Genomic DNA, 22,750 nt, shown 5'->3' with positions numbered 1-22,750 from the left:
AGTCCCCGCCGGTGCTTTTGCTTTCCGCCTTCAGATCTTGCCCCGATTCTTCAGGCGGCTCAGCGTTTCCGGCGACAGGTTCAGGTACGCCGCCAGTTCTTTCTTGGGCAGACGTTCGAACAGGTCGGGGTGCTTGCGCATGAAACGGTGGACCCGGCCCGGCGCATCGAGCAAATGCAGCGTGATGGTGTGCGCCATGATGGCGCTCATCAGGTTCATGACCTCGTACTCGAAGGCCTGCTTGACGATGCTGTGACTGCGCATGAAGTCGACCCATTGCGGCAGCGGCATGCGCGCCACCCGCACCTTGGTGACGCAGGCGATGCTGAATGGTGTCGGCGTCTTGAGGCACCAGGCGGCGTAGCTGGTTTCGATGTCCCGCTCCGCCGAGAAGCGCAGGATCATCTCCTTGGCTTCCTGGTTCGAGACCTGGCGCTTGAGGATGCCGTCCAGGATGAAGTACTGCGACATCTCGTGCACCCCCTGGTTCAGCAGCAAGTCGCCCTTCTGGTGGTTCTCGATCGTCAGGTACGGCTCGAGCGCCGCCATTTCGCTGTCGCGCAGTTCCTTGAGCACCACGTTTTGTTTCAACTGCAGACGAATGATGTTTCGTTCGGAGTGATTTGCAATAGTCGTCATGACGCGGCCGTTTAGCGAGATTCTCGCATCATGCGGCCAAAATTGACCATGGTCAATGAGACAAATCAGGCGCGCTGGCTATGATGGTTTGCGGGCGATACACACCGCGTTCTGCCCGGATCGACAATAACTGGAGACAGCAATGACTAACCTCGTATCGGTAGACGTGACCGACGGCTTCCACCTGGTAATCGATGCGCTAAAACACAACGACATCGATACGATCTTCGGCCTGGTCGGCATTCCGATTACCGACCTGGCGCGCCTGGCGCAGGCCGAAGGAATGCGTTTCATCGGCTTTCGTCATGAACAGAACGCCGGCAACGCCGCGGCAATCGCCGGCTACATGACGCAAAAGCCAGGCATCTGCCTGACGGTCTCGGCGCCGGGCTTCCTCAACGGCCTGACCGCGCTGGCCAACGCGACCACCAACTGCTTCCCGATGATCCTGATCTCGGGGTCGAGCGAACGCGAGATCGTCGACCTGCAGCAGGGCGACTATGAAGAAATGGACCAGCTGAACGCGGCCAAGCCCTACGCCAAGGCGTCCTACCGCATCAACAAGGCCGAGGACATCGGCATCGGCGTCGCGCGGGCGATCCGCGCCGCCGTCTCGGGCCGCCCTGGCGGCGTCTATCTCGACCTGCCGGCCCAGCTGCTGGCGCAGACGATCGAGGCCGGCCACGCCAAGCGCTCCCTGGTCAAGGTGGTCGACCCGGTGCCGCGCCAGATCCCGGCCCCGGACTCGGTGCAGCGCGCGCTCGCGCTGCTCAAGGGCGCGAAGAAGCCGCTGATCCTGCTCGGCAAGGGCGCCGCCTACGCCCAGGCCGACGCCGACATCCGCGCCCTGGTCGAGCGCACCGGCATTCCTTACCTGCCGATGTCGATGGCCAAGGGCCTGCTGCCGGATACCCATGCCCAATCGGCGTCGGCGGCCCGCTCCTACGTGCTGGCCGAGGCCGACGTGGTGGTGCTGATCGGCGCCCGGCTCAACTGGCTGCTGTCGCACGGCAAGGGCAAGACCTGGGGCAAGCCCAAGCAGTTCATCCAGATCGATATCTCGCCGACCGAGATCGACAGCAACGTGGCGATCGCCGCGCCCCTGATCGGCGACATCGGTTCCTGCGTGGCGGCCCTGCTCGACGGGCTCGACGGCGCCGGCATCGCGAAGCCGGACGCGGAATGGCTCGGTCCGATCGCCGAACGCAAGGAGCAGAACATGGCCAAGATGACGGCCCTGCTCAATCGCGATGCGGCGCCGATGAACTTCCATACCGCCCTGCGCGCCATCCGCGACGTGCTCAAGCAGCATCCGGACATCAACCTGGTGAACGAGGGCGCCAATACCCTGGACTATGCGCGCAGCATCGTCGACCAGTACCAGCCGCGCAAACGTTTCGACTCCGGCACCTGGGGCATCATGGGCATCGGCATGGGCTACGCGATCGGCGCGGCCGTCGTCAGCGGCAAGCCGGTGGTCGCGATCGAAGGCGACAGTGCCTTCGGCTTCAGTGGCATGGAGCTCGAGACGATCTGCCGCTACGAGCTGCCGGTGACGACCATCATCTTCAACAACAACGGCGTCTACCGCGGCACCGACGTCAACCCGACCGGCGGCAAGGACGTCGCGCCGACCGTGTTCGTCAAGAACGCCCGCTACGACAAGATGATCGAGGCCTTCGGCGGCATCGGCTACCACGCCACCACCCCGGAAGAGCTGACCCGGGCGTTAGCCGAGGCAATCGCGGCCGGCAAGCCCGCCCTGATCAATGCCGTGATCGACGAGACCGCCGGCACCGAGAGCGGCCGCCTGACCAATCTGAATCCGCAAAGCAACGCAAAGAAGTGATATAGCCCAGCGACACGCACGACCGCCGGCGCCCACGAGGCCGCCGGCGGGGCCCGCAATATCGACTGAACAAAGGAGACTGACATCATGAGCAAACCACTCGAAGGCATCAAGATCATCGATTTCACCCACGTCCAGGCCGGCCCTGCCTGCACCCAGTTGCTGGCCTGGTTCGGCGCCGACGTGATCAAGGTCGAGCGTCCCGGCGCGGGCGACGTCACGCGTTCGCAGTTGCGCGACATCCCCGGCGTCGACGCCCTGTATTTCACCATGCTCAACAGTAACAAGCGCTCGCTGACGCTCGACACCAAGACGCCCGAAGGCAAGGAAATCCTGACCAAGCTGATCAAGGAGTCGGACGTGCTGGTCGAGAACTTCGGTCCAGGCGCGCTCGACCGCATGGGCTTCACCTGGGAGCACATCAAGGAACTGAACCCGGGCATGATCGTGGCCTCGGTGAAGGGCTTCAGCGACGGTCACCACTATGAAGACCTGAAGGTCTATGAAAACGTGGCGCAGTGCGCCGGCGGCGCCGCGTCCACCACCGGTTTCGACGACGGCCCACCGACCGTCAGCGCCGCCGCCCTGGGCGACAGCAATACCGGCATGCACCTGGCGATCGGCATCCTGACCGCCCTGCGCGCGCGCGACACCACGGGCAAGGGCCAGAAGGTGGCGGTGTCGATGCAGGACAGCGTGCTGAATCTGTGCCGTGTGAAATTGCGCGACCAGCAGCGCCTGGACCGGGTCGGCTACCTGGAAGAGTATCCGCAGTACCCGCACGGCAAGTTCTCCGACGTCGTGCCGCGCGGCGGCAACGCCGGCGGCGGCGGCCAGCCGGGTTGGGTGCTCAAGTGCAAGGGCTGGGAGACCGACCCCAACGCCTACATCTACTTCACCATCCAGGGCCATGCCTGGGCGCCGATCTGCAGGGCGATCGGCAAGGAAGAGTGGATCGACGACCCGGCCTACACGACCGCCATCGCGCGCCAGGACAAGATCTTCGACATCTTCGGCACGATCGAGGAATGGCTGAAGGACAAGACCAAGTTCGAGGCGGTCGACATCCTGCGCAAGTTCGACATTCCCTGCTCGCCAGTGCTGTCGATGAAGGAAATCGCCGCCGACCCATCGCTGCGCGCCAGCGGCACGATCGCCGAGGTCGAGCACAAGGAACGGGGCACCTACCTGACCGTGGGCAGCCCCATCAAGTTCTCGGACATGAAGGTCGAGATCAAGGGTTCGCCGCTGCTGGGCGAACACACCGACGAGGTGCTGGAAGGCCTGGGCTACAGCAGCAAGGAGATCGCGGCGCTGCACGAGAAGCGGGTGGTGTGATCACGGGCCTGGCTGGATAAAACGAGAGTCTGGTGCGCGTCGGCGGTGTGCGACGCGCACCTGTTTTTTATGGGGGAGACAAGCATGCAAGCCGACATCGATTTTCAACAATTGCTGCAGGCGCTGGGCGACGGCGTCATCGTCTGCGACGCGAAAGGCGACATCACGTTCTGGAACGCCGCCGCCACGCGCATCTTCGGCTTCACCGAAAGTGAGGCGATCGGACAGTCGCTGGACCTGATCATCCCCCAGCGCCAACGCCAGCGGCACTGGGACGGCTATCACAAGACCATGGCCACGGGCGAGACGCGCTATGGCGCCGACGTATTGCGGGTGCCGGCTGTGCACAAGGAAGACAAGCCACTGTCGATCGCCTTCACGGTGGCGCTGTTGCACGGGCCGGGCGGGGAAGTGTCGGCGATCGTCGCCCTGGTGCGCGACGAGACCGAACGCTGGGGGGAAGAACGCAAGCTGCGCGCGCGGCTGGCGCAGCTCGAGACGGCGCAGGCTTGATCCTGTTCATCCAGTCTCGCTCCACGCTAGTCCCGTAATGCAAGAACGTCATTCCCGCGTAGGCGGGAATCCAAGTCCGTCGACCAGCCACTCCGTCAAAGCGTAGTAGCGACGCGTAGAACTTAGATTCCCGCCTACGCGGGAATGACGCGCCTGGGCCGCGGGACGTGGGACATCAGCCGGCGTCGCCACCCGGCGGCGGCGGCATGTGCTCGCGCCGGTGCTCCAGCAGTGCCTCGATCACCATCGGGCTGAGTCCCTCACCCTGCGTGTCGTCGATGTGCGAAAACAGCCGACTGCGCATGCGCGGCGCCCAGAAGCGCTGCAGGTGGTTGGCGATTTCGGTGCGCCCTTCCTGGGGATCCGGGTAGGACGCGAAGAAGGTGCCGATCTGGTTGGCCATGGTGACCAGGTTGTCGATGTTCATGCGGACTCCATAGCGATGTTGGCGCCGTGGGCGTAGGCGACGTAGTCGTCGCCGCGGGCGAAGGCGACCAGGGTCAGGCCGCAGCCGAGCGCGGTGCGCACGGCGAGGGCGGTGGGGGCGGACATGGCGACCAGGGCGCCGATGCCGACGGTGGCGGCCTTCTGCACCATCTCGACGCTGGCGCGGCTGGTGATCACGCAAAAACCGTCGGCGAGATCGGCGCCATTCATGTGCAACCCCCCGATCAGCTTGTCGAGCGCATTGTGGCGGCCGATGTCCTCGAACGCCGCGCGCGGCATGCCGTCACGGCCGCACCAGATGGCCGCATGGGTGGCGCCGGTGATGCGATTGAGCGGCTGCTGGGCCCTGGCATGGATCAGGGCGCGCCGGATCGCCGCGCCCGACAGCGCCCGCGTCGGCGCCAGCCAGGGCAGGGGACGCACCACCTGGGCCAGGCTGTCGACCCCGCACAGGCCGCAGCCGGTGCGACCCGCCAGGTTGCGCCGCCGCTCCTTGAGACGCATGAATGCGCCGGCGGCGAGGTCGACGTGGGCGGTGATGCCGCTTGCAGCGTGTTCGATCTCGACGCCATAGCATTCGGCGGGCGAGGCGATGATGCCTTCGCTCAGCGAGAAACCGAGCGCAAACTCTTCCAGGTCGGCGGGCGTGGCCAGCATCACCGCATGCGAGACGCCGTTGTACTCGAGCGCGACCGGCACTTCCTCGGCCAGTTCGTCCTGGGCGCTGCGCAAGGCGCCGCCGTGCATGCGCGTCACCGTCATGCAGGCGCTCGGGAAGTGCTGGACGGGCGCCTGCACGCCGCTATCCGCATCCATGTCGAGGGCGCAGGTCATGCGACCGGCTCCGCCAGGCCCAGCTGCATCTGGTTGAAGCGGGCGTATTCCAGCTGCCAGTCCGACTGCTGCTGAACCGGCATCACCTGCACCGCCGTGACCTTGTATTCGGGGCAGTTGGTCGCCCAGTCGGAATTTTCGGTCGTGATGACGTTGGCGCCCGATTCGGGGAAGTGGAAGGTGGTGTAGACCACGCCCGGCTGCATGCGCTCGGTGACCATCGCGCGCAGCACGGTCTCGCCCGCGCGGCTGTGGATGCCGACCCACTGGCCATCCTCGATGCCGCGCTCCTGGGCGTCGTGCGGATGGATCTCGAGCCGGTCCTCGGCGTGCCAGCGCACGTTCTCGGTGCGGCGCGTCTGGGCGCCGACGTTGTACTGCGACAGGATGCGGCCGGTGGTCAGGATCAGCGGATACTTGCGCGTCACCTTCTCGTCGGTGGCGACGTACTGGGTGATGATGAAGCGGCCCTTGCCGCGCACGAAGCCGTCGACGTGCATGGTCGGCGTGCCTTCCGGCGCCTCGTCGTTGCAGGGCCACTGGATGCTGCCCAGTTCATCGAGGCGGCGGTAGCTCACGCCGCTGAAGGTCGGCGTCAGGCGCGCGATCTCGTCCATGATCTCGGACGGGTGGCGGTAGTTCATCGGATAGCCCAGCCGGTTCGACAGCGCCACCGTGACTTCCCAGTCGGCATAGCCGGCCCGCGGCGGCATCACCTTGCGCACGCGTGAGATGCGGCGTTCGGCATTGGTGAACGTGCCGTCCTTTTCCAGGAACGAGGAACCGGGCAGCAGCACGTGGGCATACTTGGCGGTCTCGTTCAAGAAGATGTCCTGCACCACGATGCACTCCATCGCCTCGAGCGCGGCGGTGACGTGCTGGGTGTTCGGGTCGGATTGCACGATATCCTCGCCCTGGCAATACAGGCCCATGAAGCTGCCGTCGAGGGCCGCTTCGAACATGTTCGGGATACGCAGCCCCGGTTCGGCCTGCAGCGGCACGCCCCAGGCTTGCTCGAACAGGGTGCGCACGGTGGTGTCCGAGACGTGGCGGTAGCCCGGTAGCTCGTGCGGGAAGGAGCCGATGTCGCACGAACCCTGCACATTGTTCTGCCCGCGCAGCGGATTGACGCCCACCCCGGCGCGGCCGACGTTGCCGGTGACCATGGCCAGGTTGGCGATGCCCATGACGGCGGTCGAGCCCTGCGCGTGTTCGGTCACGCCCAGGCCATAGAAGATCGCGCCGTTGCCGCCGAGCGCATACAGGCGGGCGGCGTCGCGCACCTGCTGCGCCGGCACGCCGGTGATCGCTTCCATCGCTTCCGGCGAATTCTCGGGCTGGGCGACGAAGGCGCGCCACTGCGCGAAGGCGCGCAGGTCGCAGCGCTCGGTGATGAAATCGTTGGCCATCAGGCCTTCGGTGACGATCACGTGGGCCAGCGCGCTGATCATCGCGACGTTGGTGCCGGGCCGCAGCTGCAGGTGGTAGTCGGCGCGGATGTGCGGCGACTTGACCAGGTCGATGCGGCGCGGATCGATGACGATCAGGCGCGCGCCCTGGCGCAGGCGCTTCTTCATGCGCGAGGCGAACACCGGGTGGCCGTCGGTCGGGTTGGCGCCGATGACCAGGATCACGTCGGCCTTCTCGACCGACTTGAAGGTCTGGGTGCCGGCCGATTCGCCGAGCGTCGTCTTGAGGCCGTAGCCGGTCGGCGAGTGGCATACGCGGGCGCAGGTGTCGACGTTGTTGTTGCCAAACGCCGCGCGCACCAGCTTCTGCACCAGATAGCCTTCTTCATTGGTGCAACGCGACGAGACGATGCCGCCGATCGCATCGCGACCGTGCTTGGCCTGGATGCGCTTGAACTCGGATGCCGCGTAGTCGAGCGCCTCGTCCCACGACACTTCCTTCCATGGGTCGGTGATCTTCGCGCGGATCATGGGTTTCAGGATGCGGTCCTTGTGGGTGGCGTAGCCCCAGGCGAAGCGGCCCTTGACGCAGGCATGGCCCTCGTTGGCCTTGCCGTCCCGGGCCGGCACCATGCGCACCACCTCGTTGCCCTTCATCTCGGCCTTGAGCGAGCAACCGACCCCGCAATAGGCGCAAGTCGTGGTGATGCTGTGCTCGGCCTGGCCGAGCCAGATCACCGATTTCTCGGTGAGGGTGGCGGTCGGGCAGGCTTCGACGCAGGCGCCGCACGAGACGCATTCGGACTGCATGAACGGTTCGTTCTGGCCGGCCGACACGCGCGCATCGAAGCCGCGCCCCGAGATGGTCAGCGCGAAGGTGCCTTGCGTCTCCTCGCAGGCGCGCACGCAGCGGTTGCACACGATGCACTTCGACGAATCGAAGGTGAAATAGGGATTGCTCTCGTCCTTCTTGAGCTTGAGGTGGTTGGCGCCCTCGTAGCCGTAGCGCACCTCGCGCAGGCCGGTGACGCCGGCCATGTCCTGCAGCTCGCAGTTGCCGTTGGCGGGGCAGGTGAGGCAGTCGAGCGGGTGGTCGGAAATGTACAGTTCCATCACGCCCTTGCGCACTTCTTGCAGCTTGGGGCTCTGGGTGCGCACGATCATGCCCGCTTCGGCCGGCGTGGTGCACGATGCCGGATAGCCGCGGCGGCCTTCGATCTCCACCAGGCACAGGCGGCAGGAGCCGAACGGCTCCAGGCTGTCGGTGGCGCACAGCTTGGGGATGTTGATGCTGTTCTCGGCCGCGGCGCGCATCAGCGAGGTGCCGGCCGGGACGGTGACCTGGACGCCGTCGATGGTCAGGGTGATCATCTCGGTGGCGACGTCGATGTCTTTCGCCGGGGTGCCGAAGTCGCGGGTGAGGATGGTTTCGATCATTGCCTTCTCTCCTGGGCAGCCATTCAGGCGGCCATTTCGTCGCCGGCCACCTGGCCGAAGTCTTGCGGGAAGTGGTTCAGCGCCGACAGCACCGGGTAGGGCGTCATGCCGCCCATCGCGCACAGCGAACCGTTGAGCATCGTGTCGCACAGGCTGCGCAGCAGGATCACCTGCTGCGGGCGCTCGACGCCGGCGCGGATCTTGTCGATCACCTCGACGCCGCGGGTGGAACCGATGCGGCAGGGCGTGCACTTGCCGCACGATTCGACGGCGCAGAATTCCATCGCGTAGCGCGCAAGATGCGCCATGTCGGCGCTGTCGTCGTGGACCACGATGCCGCCATGGCCCAGCACCGCCCACAGGGCGGCGAAGGCTTCGTAGTCGAGCGGGGTGTCCCACTGCGACGGCGGCAGATAGGCGCCCAGCGGGCCGCCCACCTGCACCGCCTTGATCGGACGGCCACTGGCACTGCCGCCGCCGTAGTCGTACAAGATCTCGCGCAGCGTGGCGCCGAACGCCAGTTCGATCAGGCCGCCGTTCTTGATATTGCCGGCCAGTTGCACCGGCAAGGTGCCGCGCGAGCGCCCCATGCCGAAGTCCTGGTAATACTGCGCGCCCTGGTCGAGGATGATTGGCACCGAGGCCAGCGACAGCACATTGTTGATGACGGTCGGCTGGCCGAACAGGCCGGCGAGCGCGGGCAGGGGCGGCTTGGCGCGCACCACGCCGCGTTTGCCCTCGATGCTCTCCAGCAGGGCGGTCTCTTCGCCGCAGATATAGGCGCCGGCGCCCTTGCGCACCTCGAGCTCGAAGGCGCGGCCCCTGCCGGCGACGTTGGGGCCAAGGAGGCCCGCGCGCGTGGCCGTTTGAATCGCGTGATTCAGCGCGGCGATCGCATGCGGATACTCGCTGCGCACGTAGATGAAGCCGCGCGTGGCGCCCACCGCGAGGCCGGCGATCGTCATGCCTTCGATCAGGACGAAGGGATCGCTTTCCATGATGATGCGGTCGGCGAAGGTGCCGGAATCGCCCTCGTCGGCATTGCAGACGATGTATTTCTGGTGGCCAGGCGCGCGCAGCACCGTGTTCCACTTGATCCCGGTGGGGAAGGCGGCGCCGCCGCGTCCGCGCAGGCCGGAGGCGGTGACCGCGGCGACGATGTCGGCGCCGCTCATGGTCACGGCCTGGCGCAGGCCGCGGTAGCCGCCATGGGCCTCGTAGTCGCGCAGCGACAGCGGATCGGTGACGCCGCAGCGGGCGAAGGTCAGGCGGGTCTGCCGGGCCAGGTAGGGAATCTGCTCGACGAGGCCGAGCGCCAGGCGGTGCGTGGATTGGCCGTCGTGGAAACCGGCGTCGAACAGGGCGGCCACGTCGCTTTCATCGACGTTGCCGAAGCCGATGCGCCCGCCTGGCGTCTCGACTTCGACCAGCGGTTCAAGGTACAGCAAGCCGCGGGTGCCGTTGCGCACCAGGTCGATCGCGATGCCGCGCCGCGCGGCCTCGCATTGGATCGTGGCGGCGACGTCGTCGGCGCCCAGGGCCAGCGCCGCCGAATCGGCCGGGACGTAGATGCGTACGCTCATGCTGCCTCCTTGGCCTTGGCGGCCACTTTCGCGACCAGCTTGTCGAAACGCGCCGGCGTCACGCGGGCGTGGACGGCGTCGTTGATCATGATGGCGGGCGCGGTGGCGCACTGGCCGAGGCAGTACACCGGCTCCAGGGCGAAGCCGCCGTCGGCGGTATGCGCGTGCAGGTCGCAACCGAGGGCTTGCTGGACATGCGACAGCAGGGCGTCGCCGCCCATGCTCTGGCACGCCTCGGCGCGGCAGACCTGCACCGTGCAGCGCGCCGGCGGCGTGGTCTTGTAGTAGTGGTAGAAAGTGATCACGCCATGCACCTCGGCGCGCGAGAGATTGAAGCTTTGCGCGAGTCCTTCGACCGAATCGGGCGGGATGAAGCCGAGCCGGTCCTGGATGGCGTGCAGCACCGGCAGCAGCATGTCCTGGCCGAGCAGGCCATTGTGCGCATGGAGTGCGAGGATGTCGCCGATGACGCGACGCGGGTCAAGGGTATCTGGTGCATTCATGGGTGTCTCCATCTCTGCCTTGCATATGTTTATGGGAACATATATAACGGCTTTTATGTACTGCTCCGTCCAGAGTAGCACCCGTTCTGTAGGTGTTCAATATGAAGGATTTTGCATATGATCAGAGTGGAGATACGGCCGGACTGGATCGTGCGCGACGCCGCCGGCCAGCCGACCGCGCTGCCGGCGCTGCTCGGGCTGTTGCTCGCGGTGAGCGAGCTCGGTTCGATCAGCAAGGCCGCCACGGCGCGCGGCATGTCCTACCGCCATGCATGGGGATTGCTGCAGCAGTTCTCGCGACAGTTCGGCGTGGAGCTCGTTCACAAGGTGCGCGGACAGGGCACGGTGCTGTCTCCGCTCGCCGAAAAGCTGATGTGGGCCGACCGCCGCATCCACGCCCGCCTGACCCCCATGCTCGACAGCCTGGCCTCGGAATTGCAGCAGGAACTGGCGCGGGTATTGGTCGGCGACGCCCAGGTGCTGCGCCTGACCGCTTCGCACGGGTTCGCGGTGGCCGCGCTGGTGACGCAGCTGAACGAGCATGGCGTGACGGTCGACATCAATTACCGCAGCAGCAGCGACGCGGTGGCGGCGCTGGCGCGCGGGGAGTGCGACCTGGCGGGCTTTCATTTGCCGGTGGGAGAACTGGAGGGAGCGGCGGCGGCCAAGTACCGGCTTTGGCTCGATCCCGAGCGCCATGCGCTGCTGCACCTGGCGTACCGCATGCAGGGGCTGTTCGTGGCCAAGGGCAATCCGAAGGGCATCACAAGCCTGGCCGACCTGGCGCGCCACGATCTTCGTTTCGTCAATCGCCAGAAGGGGTCGGGGACGCGGGTGCTGCTCGAACTGTTATTGGCCGACCTTGGCGTCGACCCGGCGGTGATCAACCGCTCCGGCACCGCCGAATTCACGCACGCGGCGGTGGCGGCCTATGTCGCCAGCGGCATGGCCGACGTGGGCTTCGGCGTCGAAACGGCGGCGCGGCGCTTCGATCTGGATTTCATTCCGGTGATTCGCGAACGGTACTTTTTAGCCTGCGACGCCGGCGCGCTGGAGACGCCGCTCCTGACGTCTGCCCAGGCGGCGATGGCGGGCGGCGCTTTCCGCGAGGTGCTGTCGGGGTTACCTGGCTATGATGGCGCCATGAGCGGCGACCGGCTCGATCTGCACTTCCTGTTCCAGGGGTAGAGGCGGGCGCGGTATGATATGAGCCATGTCAACCGAGATCATGGCGGCATATGGACTGGATCGATGACTGGCGCGTGCGCCGCGAGCTGCGGCGCACGCGCTATCGTGAACAGCTGGTGCAGCTTGCGCCGGCCTTGCATGTCTACTGGCAGCGTGTCGGACCGGAAGAATTTCCGGGCATGCCGACCGGACGCCTGTTCTTCCATCGGGCCGCTGTTGGACTGATGGAATTCTTCGATGCATCCACACGACGCGGCAAGCCGTGCGCGTTGCCGTCGCTAGCCGCGGACTCGGTCTGGCACGCGTGGATGCGCTGGGACGCCGACGATCTGGCGCGCTTTTGCCGGCGCCACTTCGGCACTGCGATCGCGCACCTGCCGCAGTCGGCCCTCGACCGCACGGCCCTGGCGCAGACCCTCGTCGGCTGCCGCGCGCTGGACGGGCAGCCGTCCCACGGCCCTGGCCTGCCGCCGCTGTTCGCTCTCGACGCCCGGCTGCACATGCGGAACGGCCACGGCTACTGGATCGAGCATGGCGACATCGTGTACCGGCGGCTCGATGCGGCAGGCCGCAGGCAGGGTTCGGCGCACGTGCATCCCGATCTCGCCCTGCCGGCGTTGTTCGCTGCGGGCCTGGTCAGTGAACTGACTTACCTGGCGTTGTTGAAGAAACCAGGACCGGAGGCGCACACAGGCGATGGCGGCATCGCCGTTTTCGATTCCGCTGGCGGCAGCGACGGTTGCGGCGGTGGTGGGGGCGGTGGTTGCGGCGGTGGCGGTGGCGGAGACTAGATTCCGGCGCTGGTGAAAAAAAGACCGCGCGAGCAGGCCCTCGTCGCCGATGCATCATGCCGTCACTGGCAAAACGGTCACGAATCAAGGGTTTGACATTCAGACAAGGCCTCGAGAATAGATTTTCTCGTCGATTCAAGATTGAGAGAAGCGGTCCGGCGAGCTACTACAGTTGAGGTTTTGTCCGAATGTCAGATTGACCCCCGCTATGACTCGCTACGACCTGACCCTCGATACCGTGCATCAACCGGACCTCGAGCTGGGGCTCATGGTGCCCGCGCTTTGCGCTGGGCCAGAGTGCCCGTACTTTCACTTCCGTTTCCATACCCTCTTTCAGGGTATTAATCGTCGCATCGTGCTCCTAGCTGGTATGCAAGCACCTTAGAAGTGCTTAAGATATCGAATGCACCGTTTGTTGAACGGCTCAAAAAATAGATATGTATATTTTTGCGCGGGCAAGCTATCTAACATAACGCGCAACCAAAAATAATTCCGAACATTATGAAAAGCAAGAAGATATCACGCGACATTCCTCCTTGGTTTGATTTAAAAAAATACGATATCGTTCCTAGCTTTGGGGCATTCGAGTGGGCATGTAATTTAGATATTCGGAACACCATCCTTCGCTCTGAGCCAAATAATGAGCATGCTGTAGCGTTGCGAGATCTAATCAAAAAATATGGGGCGATACCGAAAAATGTATGCGATGAGTACGTCCGCGGTGAGATGGAAATTTTTCAAGAGCAAGGGTGGACGGGAGAACTCGTTTACGATCTACCGATTCATCGCGCTCATCAAATCTACGAGTGGATCAAATGGGATACCCTTCTTCAGTACAATTTAGCGGTCATTAAGTATCAACATATTTTGAATCGAGAGCGCTCGTGGCCGTTAGACGAATTTGAAGAGAAAATATCAGATTGGCATAAAAGTATCTTCTTGCGCGGAAGCTATGATAATTTCTATGACGAATACGGCGACTTTTCCCCACATATTTGCGTCGAGCTGGAAGCGCCAGATGACGTCCTAGTCGACGCCTTCAAAGCCTGGCTCCACTCGCAGAGACAGAAGGATGAGCTACAAAAACTTTCGATCAATGCTGGCAGAAAAAGAGGGAAGTGGAACTTTGATAAGTGGATTGATTATTCCGTGTTGCCATATCTCGACTTGAAGATGCACGAAGTCGAGATCAGTTCGAAACTGACTCTTCACGCTATTGGTGATGCGATTTTCGGTCTTGAAGTCGAATTTGACACCACAGAAGCCGTTCGCAAAACAACCAGCGTGTACGCCAGTGAAGCGCTTGCTGCTAAAAATTCCTTAGGGGCTCACGGCTATTATGAGAAGGCTCGAAGGCAGGAAAAAAACTGAACACTATTTTTTCCGGAAAAATGCTGTCCTCTGGAGCATCTGGAAAAAATCTACCCCCGTGCTGTCCCCTGACTTGAGTTCGGGAGGGTTCTAGGATGTCCTCGTGGCCGTGTGCGGCCGTAACTAATCGAGGCGACCTACATGTATCAACTTAAAGAAGCTCAGAAGAATTCTGATGACACGACCCAGCTGTCGAACGCAACGCAACACCCCATCGAGACACAACCCAAGGGCGGCAAATCAACCGACAGTAGTTTTTCGCCGAACTGTGGTGAACCATCTCAGGTAACTTTTCGAGGATTGAACGATCCCTGTGCCGTCAGCCGTTCGCTAAATATAGCGCCTGTCTCAATGCAGCCCGATATTAGAGCCAATCTCCGTTATGAACAGATCCTGATGTATGACCTCGACAAGCGTTCGATGCGCTACGCGTTCTGGCTAACGGTCCTGGCGTGTACTGTTGCTTACTTGTTTGCCGACGCGGGCTATTCAACGCTTGCAGGCGCTTTGATCACGCATGGTACTTTCAGCGCGACAGAGTTTCTGCGAGCACTGCGGCGCAGGAAGGAGAGTAAGAAAAGACGAGCTACCTGTTGTAATGAGCCATAAGCGGCTTTAAGTGCTATCCGGGCGCTATACCTTCATGCGTCGACGGCGCCGTTCTTGATACTCGTCTTGCTCCTCTCGCGCCTGATTCGGCTTGCTTCAGGATGGCGATGTTCTGACTTTCTGCTCGAGGGTCAGGTCTGACATCCTAATCGAAGGTTATCTTATCGAGGAAGTCACAGACATACAGAGGCCCGTGGCACCGATGGCTGACCAGTCGCTTACCGCGTTCTTGATTTCGGCGTTCATGGTGCTGAGTGTGCAAGACGCTTGCTACGAGGGGGCGGCGAGCATAGGACAGTCTGCAACACGATCTCCACAGTTCGCTACTAAAAGCAAAACTGCAATGAAAACGGCCCGCAAATGGCGGGCCGCGAAAGTGAGTCTGAGTCAGATCGTTGTTACGACCTTAATTCGCTCATAGTTTTCGAGCGGTAGATGTTTTTTCTGAATTTTATCAAGTTATTCCGAACTTAATTATGCCGAAACACCATCAGCGCATTCAGACGAAATTCTTGTTCACGAATTCCCAGTTCACGACATTCCAGAACGCGTCCAGGAACTTGGCGCGCGCATTGCGGTAGTCGATGTAGTAGGCGTGTTCCCAGACGTCGGCAGTCAGCAGCGGCACGTCGGCGGTGGTCAGCGGGGTGCCGGCGCCCGAGGTGTTGACGATGTCGACGCTGCCGTCGGCCTTTTGCACCAGCCAGGTCCAGCCCGAGCCGAAGTTGCCCAGTGCCGACTTGTTGAACTCTTCCTTGAACTTGTCGAACGAACCCCACTTGGCGTTGATCGCGTCCAGCGCCTTGCCGGTCGGCGCGCCGCCGCCGTTCGGGCTCATGCAGTTCCAGAAGAAGGTGTGGTTCCAGACCTGGGCCGAGTTGTTGAACACGCCGCCGGTCGACTTCTTGATGATCTCTTCCAGGGACAGGTTCTCGAACTCGGTGCCCTTGATCATGTTGTTCAGGTTGGTCACATAGGTCTGGTGGTGCTTGCCGTGGTGGTATTCCAGGGTCTCGGCCGAGATGTGCGGTTGCAGGGCGTCCTTGGCGTACGGCAGCGGCGGCAGGGTGTGTTCCATGTGTGCGATTCCTTAGTGGTTGGGAAAGGTTGCTGTTCTTATAGCGCCGTTATTCTACGCAATATGGAGCAACGTTGCAGGCTTGCATTTTATGCAGCCCCGGCAACCGATCCGGATTCACTCGAGGACGCTTTGGACCTGGGCCACGCCGACCTCGGCGCTGCCATTGGCCAGCTTGACCGTCAGCGTGTCGCGCGCGTGGATCTGGGCCGGGTCGCGCACGATCTGGCCCTTGGCGTCGCGCACGATGGCATAGCCGCGTTCCAGCGTGCGCTGCGGGTTGAGCAGCTCGAGCTGGGCGGCGAGGGCGTTCAGGGCTTCGCGCCGCGCCCTGACCTGGCTGCACAGGCTGGCGTTCAGGTGGCGGCTGTCCGACGCCAGCCGGGCGCGCAGGGCGCGCATGTCGGGACGGTGGCGCGACCAGCGCTGCTGCAATTGGGCGAGCAGCAGGCCGTGGCGGTTCACCGGCAGCTTGACCGCATGCGTCATGGCGGTGGCCAGCGACAGCAGCTTCAGGCGCTGGTGGCCGATCTGGGCCGAGGGGCTCAACAAGCGCCGGCTCAGGTTGTCGAGGCCCTGGCTGGCGTCGTGCAGGCGGCGTTCCATCGCGCGCTGCAGGTCGAGGGCGTCGCCTTCGAGCGAGGCCAGCCAGTCGGCGCGCGGCGTGGCGGCCAGTTCGGCGGCTGCCGTCGGCGTGGCGGCGCGTACGTCGGCGGCGAAGTCGGCGATGGTGACGTCGGTTTCGTGGCCGACGCCCGAGATCACGGGGATCGCGCAGGCGTCGATCGCGCGCGCCACGCATTCCTCGTTGAAGCTCCATAAATCCTCGATCGAGCCGCCGCCGCGGCAGACCACCAGCACGTCCACTTCAAGGCGGCGCGAGGCGGTCATGATGGCTTCGGCGATCTTGTCGGCCGCGAACTGGCCCTGGACCGGGGCAGGGTAGAGCACGATCCGCACGTGCGGGGCGCGCCGGCGCAGGGCGGTCAGCACGTCGCGCAGCGCGGCGGCCTGCGGGCTGGTGACGATGCCGATGCTGCGCGCGAACAGCGGCAGCGCGCGCTTGCGGTCGGCGTCGAACAGGCCTTGCGCGGCCAGCTTTTCCTTCAGGCGCAGGAAGGCTTCGTAGAGCTGGCCCACGCCGGCGCGGCGGATCGCCTCGACGTTGATCTGGTAGTCGCCGCGCGCGCCGTACAGGGTGACCAGGGCGCGCACCTCGACCTTGTCGCCTTCGCGCGGGGTAAAGCCGGCCATCTGCGCGCGGCTACGGAACATCACGGCGCGCACCTGGGCCGCGTCGTCCTTCAGCGTGAAATACCAGTGGCCGGAGGCGGCCCGGGTAAAGTTGGAGATCTCGCCGCCAATCCACACCAGCGGGAACGAACGCTCCAGCAGGCGCGCCACCTGCTGGTTCAGGGCGGTGACGCTCAGGACGGCGGGGGCGGTGAAGGCTGGATCGGCGTCGTTCGGTGCTTGCATGGCGGGCTGGTGAAAATGGCGAAAGCGACCATTATCCCTTATCGGCGGATGGCAAGTGGTTTCCAAACCGCGGCCCGGATCCGATCAATGTTGCTGCTTTTCAATGCAATCTATTGAAAACCCTTTTAAAACAACGGCTTGGATGTTGGGTAATGTCGTTTGAGAGCGGTTTATCCACAAAAACTGTGGGGAACTCATCCGCGCGAAGTGGGAGTGCGCAGCGATTGGGCAGGATAAGTAGAATTGTTACGAATCAATGACTTAACCACCTAGCCGGAAGCTTGATCACAAAGTTGTCCACAGAATCTGTGCAAACATTTGGCGTCGTGTCGAGGCCAGCTACGTGGACGACCGTGCCCTTTGTCGAGCTGAACATGTTGCGTTCTCCGCTGCCTGTTCTTGAGGCAGTCTGATCTAATATCAATCAAATCAAGCACTTAAGTAGTAAAGTTTGACCTTCCTCACATTCTTATCCACAAAAATTGTGCAGATAACGAATAATGTGTGCACCAGTGCCCCGCAGGCCAAACAAACGAGGCAGAAAGCGCCACTCAGGCGCCTTTTGTTGGCAAAAAGTGCCGTATGCCAATATTTTAAGCAGTGGTGTTTTATTGAGAAAAATCAAAGGCTTACGCTCATTAAGTGCTCATTGCTCACACTTTTGTCCACAAAAAGTGTGCGGAACCCCGCCCGGGCGCAGCCAAAGTACAGCCGAGTTCGACTGCCCGGAATTTAGGCTCAACAATAAAATCGTCTGGAATCAGTCACTTAGTCGAGTCCGGCTACCCTTGCGCACAATTTTGTCCACAGAATTTGTTCGCAACTACACGATTCCAGTGAGTAACTTGTTAAACCCGGGCTCGGTTGAGCCAAGTCATGAGACTGCCATTTTCTTGCGCAGGCGCAGAAAGCCCTTACAAATCAAGGTACTTGTTCCACCTCGCGGCCATTGCGCACAATTTTATCCACAGAAGATGTGAAGAACTCTACTTGCCGCTTCGCTGCCAACTTGCTACATTGCCGAATTGATCTTTTTCCTCTCAGGAGTATCTCTTGCTCGCCATTTTTCAAGCCGCAGGCTGGCCCATCTGGTTCCTGCTGGTCGCGTCGATCGTCGCCGTCGCCCTCATCGTCGAACGTCTGATCACCCTGCGCCGCGAGAAGATCCTGCCCCGCAACCTGCTCGATGAAGTCATCCGCGTCTACCGCAGCGGCAAGGTGACGCCCGACGTGGTGGACAAGCTGGAACAGAACTCGCCCCTGGGCACCGTGCTGGCCGCAGCGCTGCGCAACGTCGACGCCCCGCGCGACGTGATGAAGGAGTCGATCGAAGAGGCCGGCCGCGGCGTGGCCCAGAACCTGGAACGCTTCCTCACCACGCTCGGCACCATCGCCTCGCTGGCGCCGCTGATGGGCCTGTTCGGCACGGTGGTCGGCATGATCGAGATCTTCGGCGCCTCGACCCCGACCGGCGGCAACAACCCGGCGCAGCTGGCGCACGGCATCTCGGTGGCGCTGTACAACACCGGCTTCGGCCTGGCGATCGCGATGCCGGCCCTGGTGTTCTACCGCCACTTCCGCAACCTGGTCGACACCTATATCGTCGAGATGGAACTGCAGGCGGTGAAACTGGTCGACGTCGTCCACGGTGCCCGCAAATGATGGACTTTCGCCGCGGCCGCAAGCGCGAAGAGCCGGAGATCAACCTGATCCCGTTCATCGACGTGCTGCTGGTGGTCCTGATCTTCCTGATGGTCTCGACCACCTACAGCAAGTTCACCGAGCTGCAGATCACCCTGCCGACCGCCGAGGCCGAGAAGCAGGCGGAGAAGCCGTTCGAGATCAACGTGACGGTCGACGCCAAGGGCAACTACACGGTCAACAATACGCCGGTGACCTTCCACAGCGTCGCCGGCCTGGCCCAGGACATGAAGAACGCCGCGCGCACGCCCGACGGCCAGGTGGTGGCCAGCCCGGTGATCATCGTCAACGCCGACCAGTTCGCGATGCACCAGATGGTCATCAACGTGCTGGAAGCGGCGCGCGTGGCCGGCTACGACAAGCTGACCTTCGCGGCCCAGACCGGCGCCGCCAAATAATCCCCAAGGCGCGCCCGCTGCGCGCCGTTTTTCTTTCCGCATGGCTTCCCGACTCGAATCGACCCTGACCCGCGCCTGGCTCCGGCGCGGGCCCCTGGCCTTGCTGCTCCTGCCGCTGGCGCTGCTGTTTCGCCTGCTGGCCGGCCTGCGCCGGCTGCTGTTTCGCATCGGCCTGGCGCGCGCCGAGCGCCTGCCGGTGCCGGTGGTCGTGGTCGGCAATATCTTCATCGGCGGCACCGGCAAGACGCCGCTGACGATCTGGCTGGCCGAGAGCCTGCGCGCGGCCGGCCTCAATCCCGGCGTGATCTCGCGCGGCCATGGCGGCCAGGAAGGCGCGGCCCTGGAGGTCACCCCGCAGTCCGATCCGCGCGCCGTCGGCGACGAACCGCTCCTGATCGCGGCCCGCGCCGGGTGCCCGGTCGTGGTCGGCCGCCGCCGCGTCGAGGCGGGCAGGGCGTTGCTGGCGGCGCATCCCGGCGTCGACGTGCTGATCGCCGACGACGGCCTGCAGCACTACGCGCTGGCGCGCGACGTCGAGATCGTGCTGTTCGACGGCCGCGGCGTCGGCAATGGCTGGCTGCTGCCGGCCGGTCCCCTGCGCGAACCGCCGTCGCGCCGGCGCGACTTCACGGTCGTCAACGCGCCCGAGATCTCGCCCGGCCTGGCCCGGGCGGTCGGCGGACAACCTTGGCGCATGCGCCTGGCTGGCGACCATGCCGAGCCGCTGCAGGGCGGCGGGCAGGTTCCGCTGGCCCAGTTCAGCGAACAACGCATCGTGGCCGCCGCCGGCATCGGCAATCCGGGACGCTTCTTCGCCATGCTGCGCGCGGCCGGCCTGGCGGTCGGCGAGCTGCCTTTGCCCGACCATCACGACTTCATGGACGACCCGTTTGCCGGGGTCGATGCCGATGTCATCCTGATCACCGAGAAGGATGCAGTAAAATGTCGGCAAATTGATCATCTGAAGAACGATCCACGCCTGTGGGTCGTGCCGGTCACGGCGCAGCTCGACCCTGCACTGGCCGAACAAATCGTGGAGAAATGTCGTGGACGCTCGCTTGCTTGATATCCTGGTCTGCCCGTTGTGCAAGGGACCGCTTGAACTCGACAAAAAGGCGCAGGAACTGACCTGCCGCGCCGACCGCCTGGCGTACCCGATCCGCGACGGCATCCCGATCATGTGGGCCGACCAGGCGCGCAAGATCGAACCGGCATGAGCTTTACTGTCATCATCCCGGCGCGCCTGGCCTCGACCCGCCTGCCGAACAAGCCGCTGGCCGACCTGGGCGGTAAACCCATGGTGGTGCGCGTGGCCGAACGCGCGCGCGCATCCGGCGCGGCGCGCATCATCGTCGCCACCGACCATGAAGACATCGCCGCCGCCTGCGCCGCCCATGGCGTCTCCGCGGTGCTCACGCGCGCCGATCACCCGTCCGGCACCGACCGCATCGCCGAAGTGGCGCAGGTGCTGGGCCTGGGCCCGGATGAAGTCGTGGTCAACCTGCAGGGCGACGAGCCGCTGATCGATCCGGCGCTGCTGGCGGCCTGCGCCGCCCGCATCGACGCCCACACGCCGATGGCCACCTGCGCGCATCCGATCCTGGACACCTCCGAGGTCTTCAACCCGAACATCGTCAAGGTGGTGCTCGACAAGCTCGGCCGCGCGCTGTACTTCTCGCGCGCCACCATTCCCTGGCACCGCGACGCCTTCGCGGCCACCCAGGATTCCCTGCCTGCCGGCTACGCGCCGCTGCGCCACATCGGCCTCTACGCCTACAGCAACGCCTTCCTGCAAGCCTATCCGAAGCTGGACGTCTCGCCGCTCGAAGGCATCGAGGCGCTCGAACAGCTGCGCGTGCTGTGGCACGGCTACCCGATCGCCGTGCACGTCACCCAAGATGCGCCACCCGGCGGCGTCGACACGCCGGACGACCTGGCGCGGGTACGCCTGCATTATCCGTCTTGACGTAAACCACAGGTCTGTGATGGGGCTGTCTGCGCAGGATCAATAATCCTGGCCGCAGGGCCCCAAAACTGGCTTGAAAGCCAACTTTTGTGGTAACTTCCGTGTCAAGAAGGCTTGGCAACATCAATCATAATTTATACAATCCACAGCAATTTTCATTATTTTCTAGAATCTCAGGAAACTCATGCGTCTCATTCTGTTAGGAGCACCCGGCGCCGGGAAGGGCACCCAGGCAAATTTCATCAAGGAAAAGTTCAATATCCCGCAAATCTCGACCGGCGACATGCTGCGCGCCGCGATCAAGGCGGGCACCGAACTGGGCCTGGCTGCGAAAAAGGTGATGGATGCCGGCCAACTCGTGTCGGACGACATCATCATCGGCCTGGTGAAGGAGCGCCTGAAGGATGCGGACTGCGCCAACGGCTACCTGTTCGACGGCTTCCCGCGCACCATCGCCCAGGCCGAGGCGATGAAGGACAGCGGCGTCACCATCGACTACGTGCTCGAAATCGACGTTCCTGACGAAATGATCCTCGAACGCATGACCGGCCGCCGCTCGCACCCGGCCTCGGGCCGCGTGTACCACGTCAAGTTCAACCCGCCGAAGGTCGAAGGCGTCGACGACGTCAGCGGCGAGCCGCTGATCCAGCGCGACGACGACAAGGCCGAGACCGTCTCCAAGCGCCTGGAGGTCTATCACAACCAGACCGAAGTGCTGCTGGGCTACTACGGCAAGTGGGCCGAGTCGGGCCTGCCGGGCGCGCCGAAATACCGCAAGATCTCGGGCGTCGGCCCGGTCGAGCAGGTGCGCGACAACGCGTTCGCGGCGCTGTCCGAATAAGCGCAGCAACCAAAGCAAGTTAGCAGTAACCGTCGTTCCCGCGCAGGCGCGAACCCAAGTTCCACGTGTCGCGATGACGCAAGCAACTTGAGTTCCCGCCTGCGCGGGAACGACGTTTTTGGGCGCGGCGCATTCTCTGCCTGACCTAAATGTCTCCTCGATTATGTGAGAAATTGTTTCTCGTGCGCCGTGCGCACGTTGACAAGACGATAATAGGTCATCGATCAAGCCAAGAGAGAGGTCTGCCATGAATACGCCGAAAACCATCCTTGCCGTCCTGCTCGCCGCCACCGCCATCGGCGCCGGCGCCCAGACCACCGGCGTCACGCAGGGCCAGCCGGCGACTGGCGCGACCTACCGCCCATCGCTCGACGGCCAGCAGACCACGGCGCCGGCCCCGACGATCGACATGCGTCCCATGACCCAGGAAGAAAAGGCGACCGGGCGCCAGGAACCGTCGCGCCTGAAGGACATCGATCCCGCCACCCATCCGGCGCCGCAGAACGTGCGTCCGCAGCCGGTCCCGATGCCGCGTCCGCAGGACACCCAGGCGGTGCCGGCGAGTACGCGCATCACGCCGACGCCGACGCCGACCACCGCGCCGGCCCCGGTCGGCCCGACGTCGCGCCCGGTCAGCGCCTGCACCGGCGCCACCTGCACCGACGCCAGCGGCGCCACCACGGCCGGCCAGGTCGGCAACGCCAGCGTCAACAGCGAAGGCCGCCTGTGCAACCGCACCGGCAACACGATGCAGTGCTTCTGAATGCCTGAGCGGC

22 protein-coding genes are annotated in these 22,750 nt (G+C 63.7%); 14 read left to right on the top strand and 8 right to left on the bottom strand.

Features of this window, described 5'->3' with window-relative positions:
- Positions 1–30: 30 nt before the first annotated feature.
- A complete protein-coding gene (locus LO55_RS25550) occupies positions 31–639 on the bottom strand; it encodes a Crp/Fnr family transcriptional regulator (RefSeq protein ID WP_005669066.1) in 609 nt (202 codons plus the stop codon).
- A 142-nt stretch (positions 640–781) separates the two neighbouring features.
- Here LO55_RS25550 and oxc point away from each other — a divergent pair, with 142 nt between their 5' ends.
- From oxc to LO55_RS25535, 3 genes are all read left to right on the top strand, one after another.
- The gene (gene oxc, locus LO55_RS25545; RefSeq protein WP_071363627.1) at positions 782–2,488 is read left to right on the top strand and encodes an oxalyl-CoA decarboxylase; all 1,707 of its coding nucleotides are present in this window, start codon (positions 782–784) and stop codon (positions 2,486–2,488) included.
- An 87-nt stretch (positions 2,489–2,575) separates the two neighbouring features.
- Positions 2,576–3,826, top strand: coding sequence for a formyl-CoA transferase (gene frc / locus LO55_RS25540; RefSeq protein ID WP_005669069.1), 1,251 nt, complete (start codon positions 2,576–2,578; stop codon positions 3,824–3,826).
- An 84-nt stretch (positions 3,827–3,910) separates the two neighbouring features.
- On the top strand, positions 3,911–4,339 hold the full coding sequence (locus tag LO55_RS25535; protein ID WP_005669070.1) for a PAS domain-containing protein: 429 nt from the start codon (positions 3,911–3,913) through the stop codon (positions 4,337–4,339).
- Positions 4,340–4,514: 175 nt separating this feature from the next.
- Here the strand turns inward: LO55_RS25535 and LO55_RS25530 are convergent, their stop codons facing one another.
- Genes LO55_RS25530 through LO55_RS25510 form a run of 5 tightly spaced genes read right to left on the bottom strand, consistent with a single transcriptional unit; the run spans position 4,515 to position 10,552 of the window.
- Positions 4,515–4,766, bottom strand: coding sequence for a formate dehydrogenase subunit delta (locus tag LO55_RS25530; protein ID WP_071363626.1), 252 nt, complete (start codon positions 4,764–4,766; stop codon positions 4,515–4,517).
- Complete coding sequence (gene fdhD, locus LO55_RS25525) at positions 4,763–5,620, bottom strand: formate dehydrogenase accessory sulfurtransferase FdhD (protein WP_071363625.1); 858 nt, start codon at positions 5,618–5,620, stop codon at positions 4,763–4,765. Before fdhD ends, LO55_RS25530 begins: the two co-directional genes overlap by 4 nt.
- Entirely contained in the window at positions 5,617–8,466 is a 2,850-nt protein-coding gene (fdhF, locus tag LO55_RS25520; protein ID WP_071363624.1) for a formate dehydrogenase subunit alpha, read from the bottom strand. The genes fdhD and fdhF overlap by 4 nt, the downstream gene beginning before the upstream one ends.
- 23 nt (positions 8,467–8,489) lie before the next feature.
- Positions 8,490–10,049, bottom strand: a complete 1,560-nt coding sequence (locus LO55_RS25515) for a formate dehydrogenase beta subunit (protein WP_071363623.1) — start codon at positions 10,047–10,049, stop codon at positions 8,490–8,492.
- Complete coding sequence (locus LO55_RS25510; RefSeq protein WP_083415565.1) at positions 10,046–10,552, bottom strand: formate dehydrogenase subunit gamma; 507 nt, start codon at positions 10,550–10,552, stop codon at positions 10,046–10,048. Before LO55_RS25510 ends, LO55_RS25515 begins: the two co-directional genes overlap by 4 nt.
- Positions 10,553–10,669: 117 nt before the next feature.
- Between LO55_RS25510 and LO55_RS25505 the strand changes: the two genes are divergently transcribed.
- From LO55_RS25505 to LO55_RS26580, 4 genes are all read left to right on the top strand, one after another.
- A complete protein-coding gene (locus tag LO55_RS25505; protein WP_071363622.1) occupies positions 10,670–11,740 on the top strand; it encodes a substrate-binding domain-containing protein in 1,071 nt (356 codons plus the stop codon).
- A gap of 50 nt (positions 11,741–11,790) precedes the next feature.
- Positions 11,791–12,531 (top strand): UCP032817 domain-containing protein, encoded by a 741-nt coding sequence (locus LO55_RS26850; RefSeq protein ID WP_071363621.1) that lies wholly within the window; start codon positions 11,791–11,793, stop codon positions 12,529–12,531.
- 501 nt (positions 12,532–13,032) lie between these two features.
- On the top strand, positions 13,033–13,902 hold the full coding sequence (locus tag LO55_RS25495; RefSeq protein WP_143054625.1) for a DUF6387 family protein: 870 nt from the start codon (positions 13,033–13,035) through the stop codon (positions 13,900–13,902).
- Between the two features lie 141 nt (positions 13,903–14,043).
- Positions 14,044–14,511 carry a hypothetical protein gene (locus LO55_RS26580; protein WP_143054624.1) on the top strand — a complete coding sequence of 156 codons (468 nt, stop codon included), beginning with the start codon at positions 14,044–14,046 and terminating at the stop codon, positions 14,509–14,511.
- Positions 14,512–15,010: 499 nt separating this feature from the next.
- Here the strand turns inward: LO55_RS26580 and LO55_RS25485 are convergent, their stop codons facing one another.
- Both LO55_RS25485 and xseA read right to left on the bottom strand, forming a co-directional pair.
- A complete protein-coding gene (locus LO55_RS25485; protein ID WP_071363618.1) occupies positions 15,011–15,589 on the bottom strand; it encodes a superoxide dismutase in 579 nt (192 codons plus the stop codon).
- Between the two features lie 117 nt (positions 15,590–15,706).
- A complete protein-coding gene (gene xseA / locus LO55_RS25480; protein WP_071363617.1) occupies positions 15,707–17,068 on the bottom strand; it encodes an exodeoxyribonuclease VII large subunit in 1,362 nt (453 codons plus the stop codon).
- A 1,053-nt stretch (positions 17,069–18,121) separates the two neighbouring features.
- Between xseA and LO55_RS25475 the strand changes: the two genes are divergently transcribed.
- The 7 genes from LO55_RS25475 (at position 18,122) to LO55_RS25450 (ending at position 22,737) form a co-directional block, all read left to right on the top strand.
- Positions 18,122–18,730, top strand: a complete 609-nt coding sequence (locus LO55_RS25475) for a MotA/TolQ/ExbB proton channel family protein (protein ID WP_005669106.1) — start codon at positions 18,122–18,124, stop codon at positions 18,728–18,730.
- The gene (locus LO55_RS25470) at positions 18,730–19,167 is read left to right on the top strand and encodes an ExbD/TolR family protein (protein WP_040777085.1); all 438 of its coding nucleotides are present in this window, start codon (positions 18,730–18,732) and stop codon (positions 19,165–19,167) included. The genes LO55_RS25475 and LO55_RS25470 overlap by 1 nt, the downstream gene beginning before the upstream one ends.
- 40 nt (positions 19,168–19,207) lie before the next feature.
- Positions 19,208–20,233 (top strand): tetraacyldisaccharide 4'-kinase, encoded by a 1,026-nt coding sequence (gene lpxK, locus LO55_RS25465; protein WP_071363616.1) that lies wholly within the window; start codon positions 19,208–19,210, stop codon positions 20,231–20,233.
- On the top strand, positions 20,214–20,384 hold the full coding sequence (locus LO55_RS26140; protein WP_005669111.1) for a Trm112 family protein: 171 nt from the start codon (positions 20,214–20,216) through the stop codon (positions 20,382–20,384). Before lpxK ends, LO55_RS26140 begins: the two co-directional genes overlap by 20 nt.
- Entirely contained in the window at positions 20,381–21,133 is a 753-nt protein-coding gene (gene kdsB, locus LO55_RS25460) for a 3-deoxy-manno-octulosonate cytidylyltransferase (RefSeq protein WP_071363615.1), read from the top strand. Before LO55_RS26140 ends, kdsB begins: the two co-directional genes overlap by 4 nt.
- Positions 21,134–21,317: 184 nt before the next feature.
- On the top strand, positions 21,318–21,974 hold the full coding sequence (adk, locus tag LO55_RS25455) for an adenylate kinase (protein ID WP_005669115.1): 657 nt from the start codon (positions 21,318–21,320) through the stop codon (positions 21,972–21,974).
- 247 nt (positions 21,975–22,221) lie between these two features.
- Complete coding sequence (locus tag LO55_RS25450) at positions 22,222–22,737, top strand: hypothetical protein (protein WP_005669117.1); 516 nt, start codon at positions 22,222–22,224, stop codon at positions 22,735–22,737.
- Positions 22,738–22,750: the final 13 nt, after the last annotated feature.

It is taken from the genome of Massilia timonae, assembly GCF_001866515.1.
GTDB lineage: Bacteria > Pseudomonadota > Gammaproteobacteria > Burkholderiales > Burkholderiaceae_D > Telluria > Telluria timonae.
Note: the sequence above shows the minus strand (reverse complement) of the source record. Positions and strands in the feature narration are given on the sequence as shown.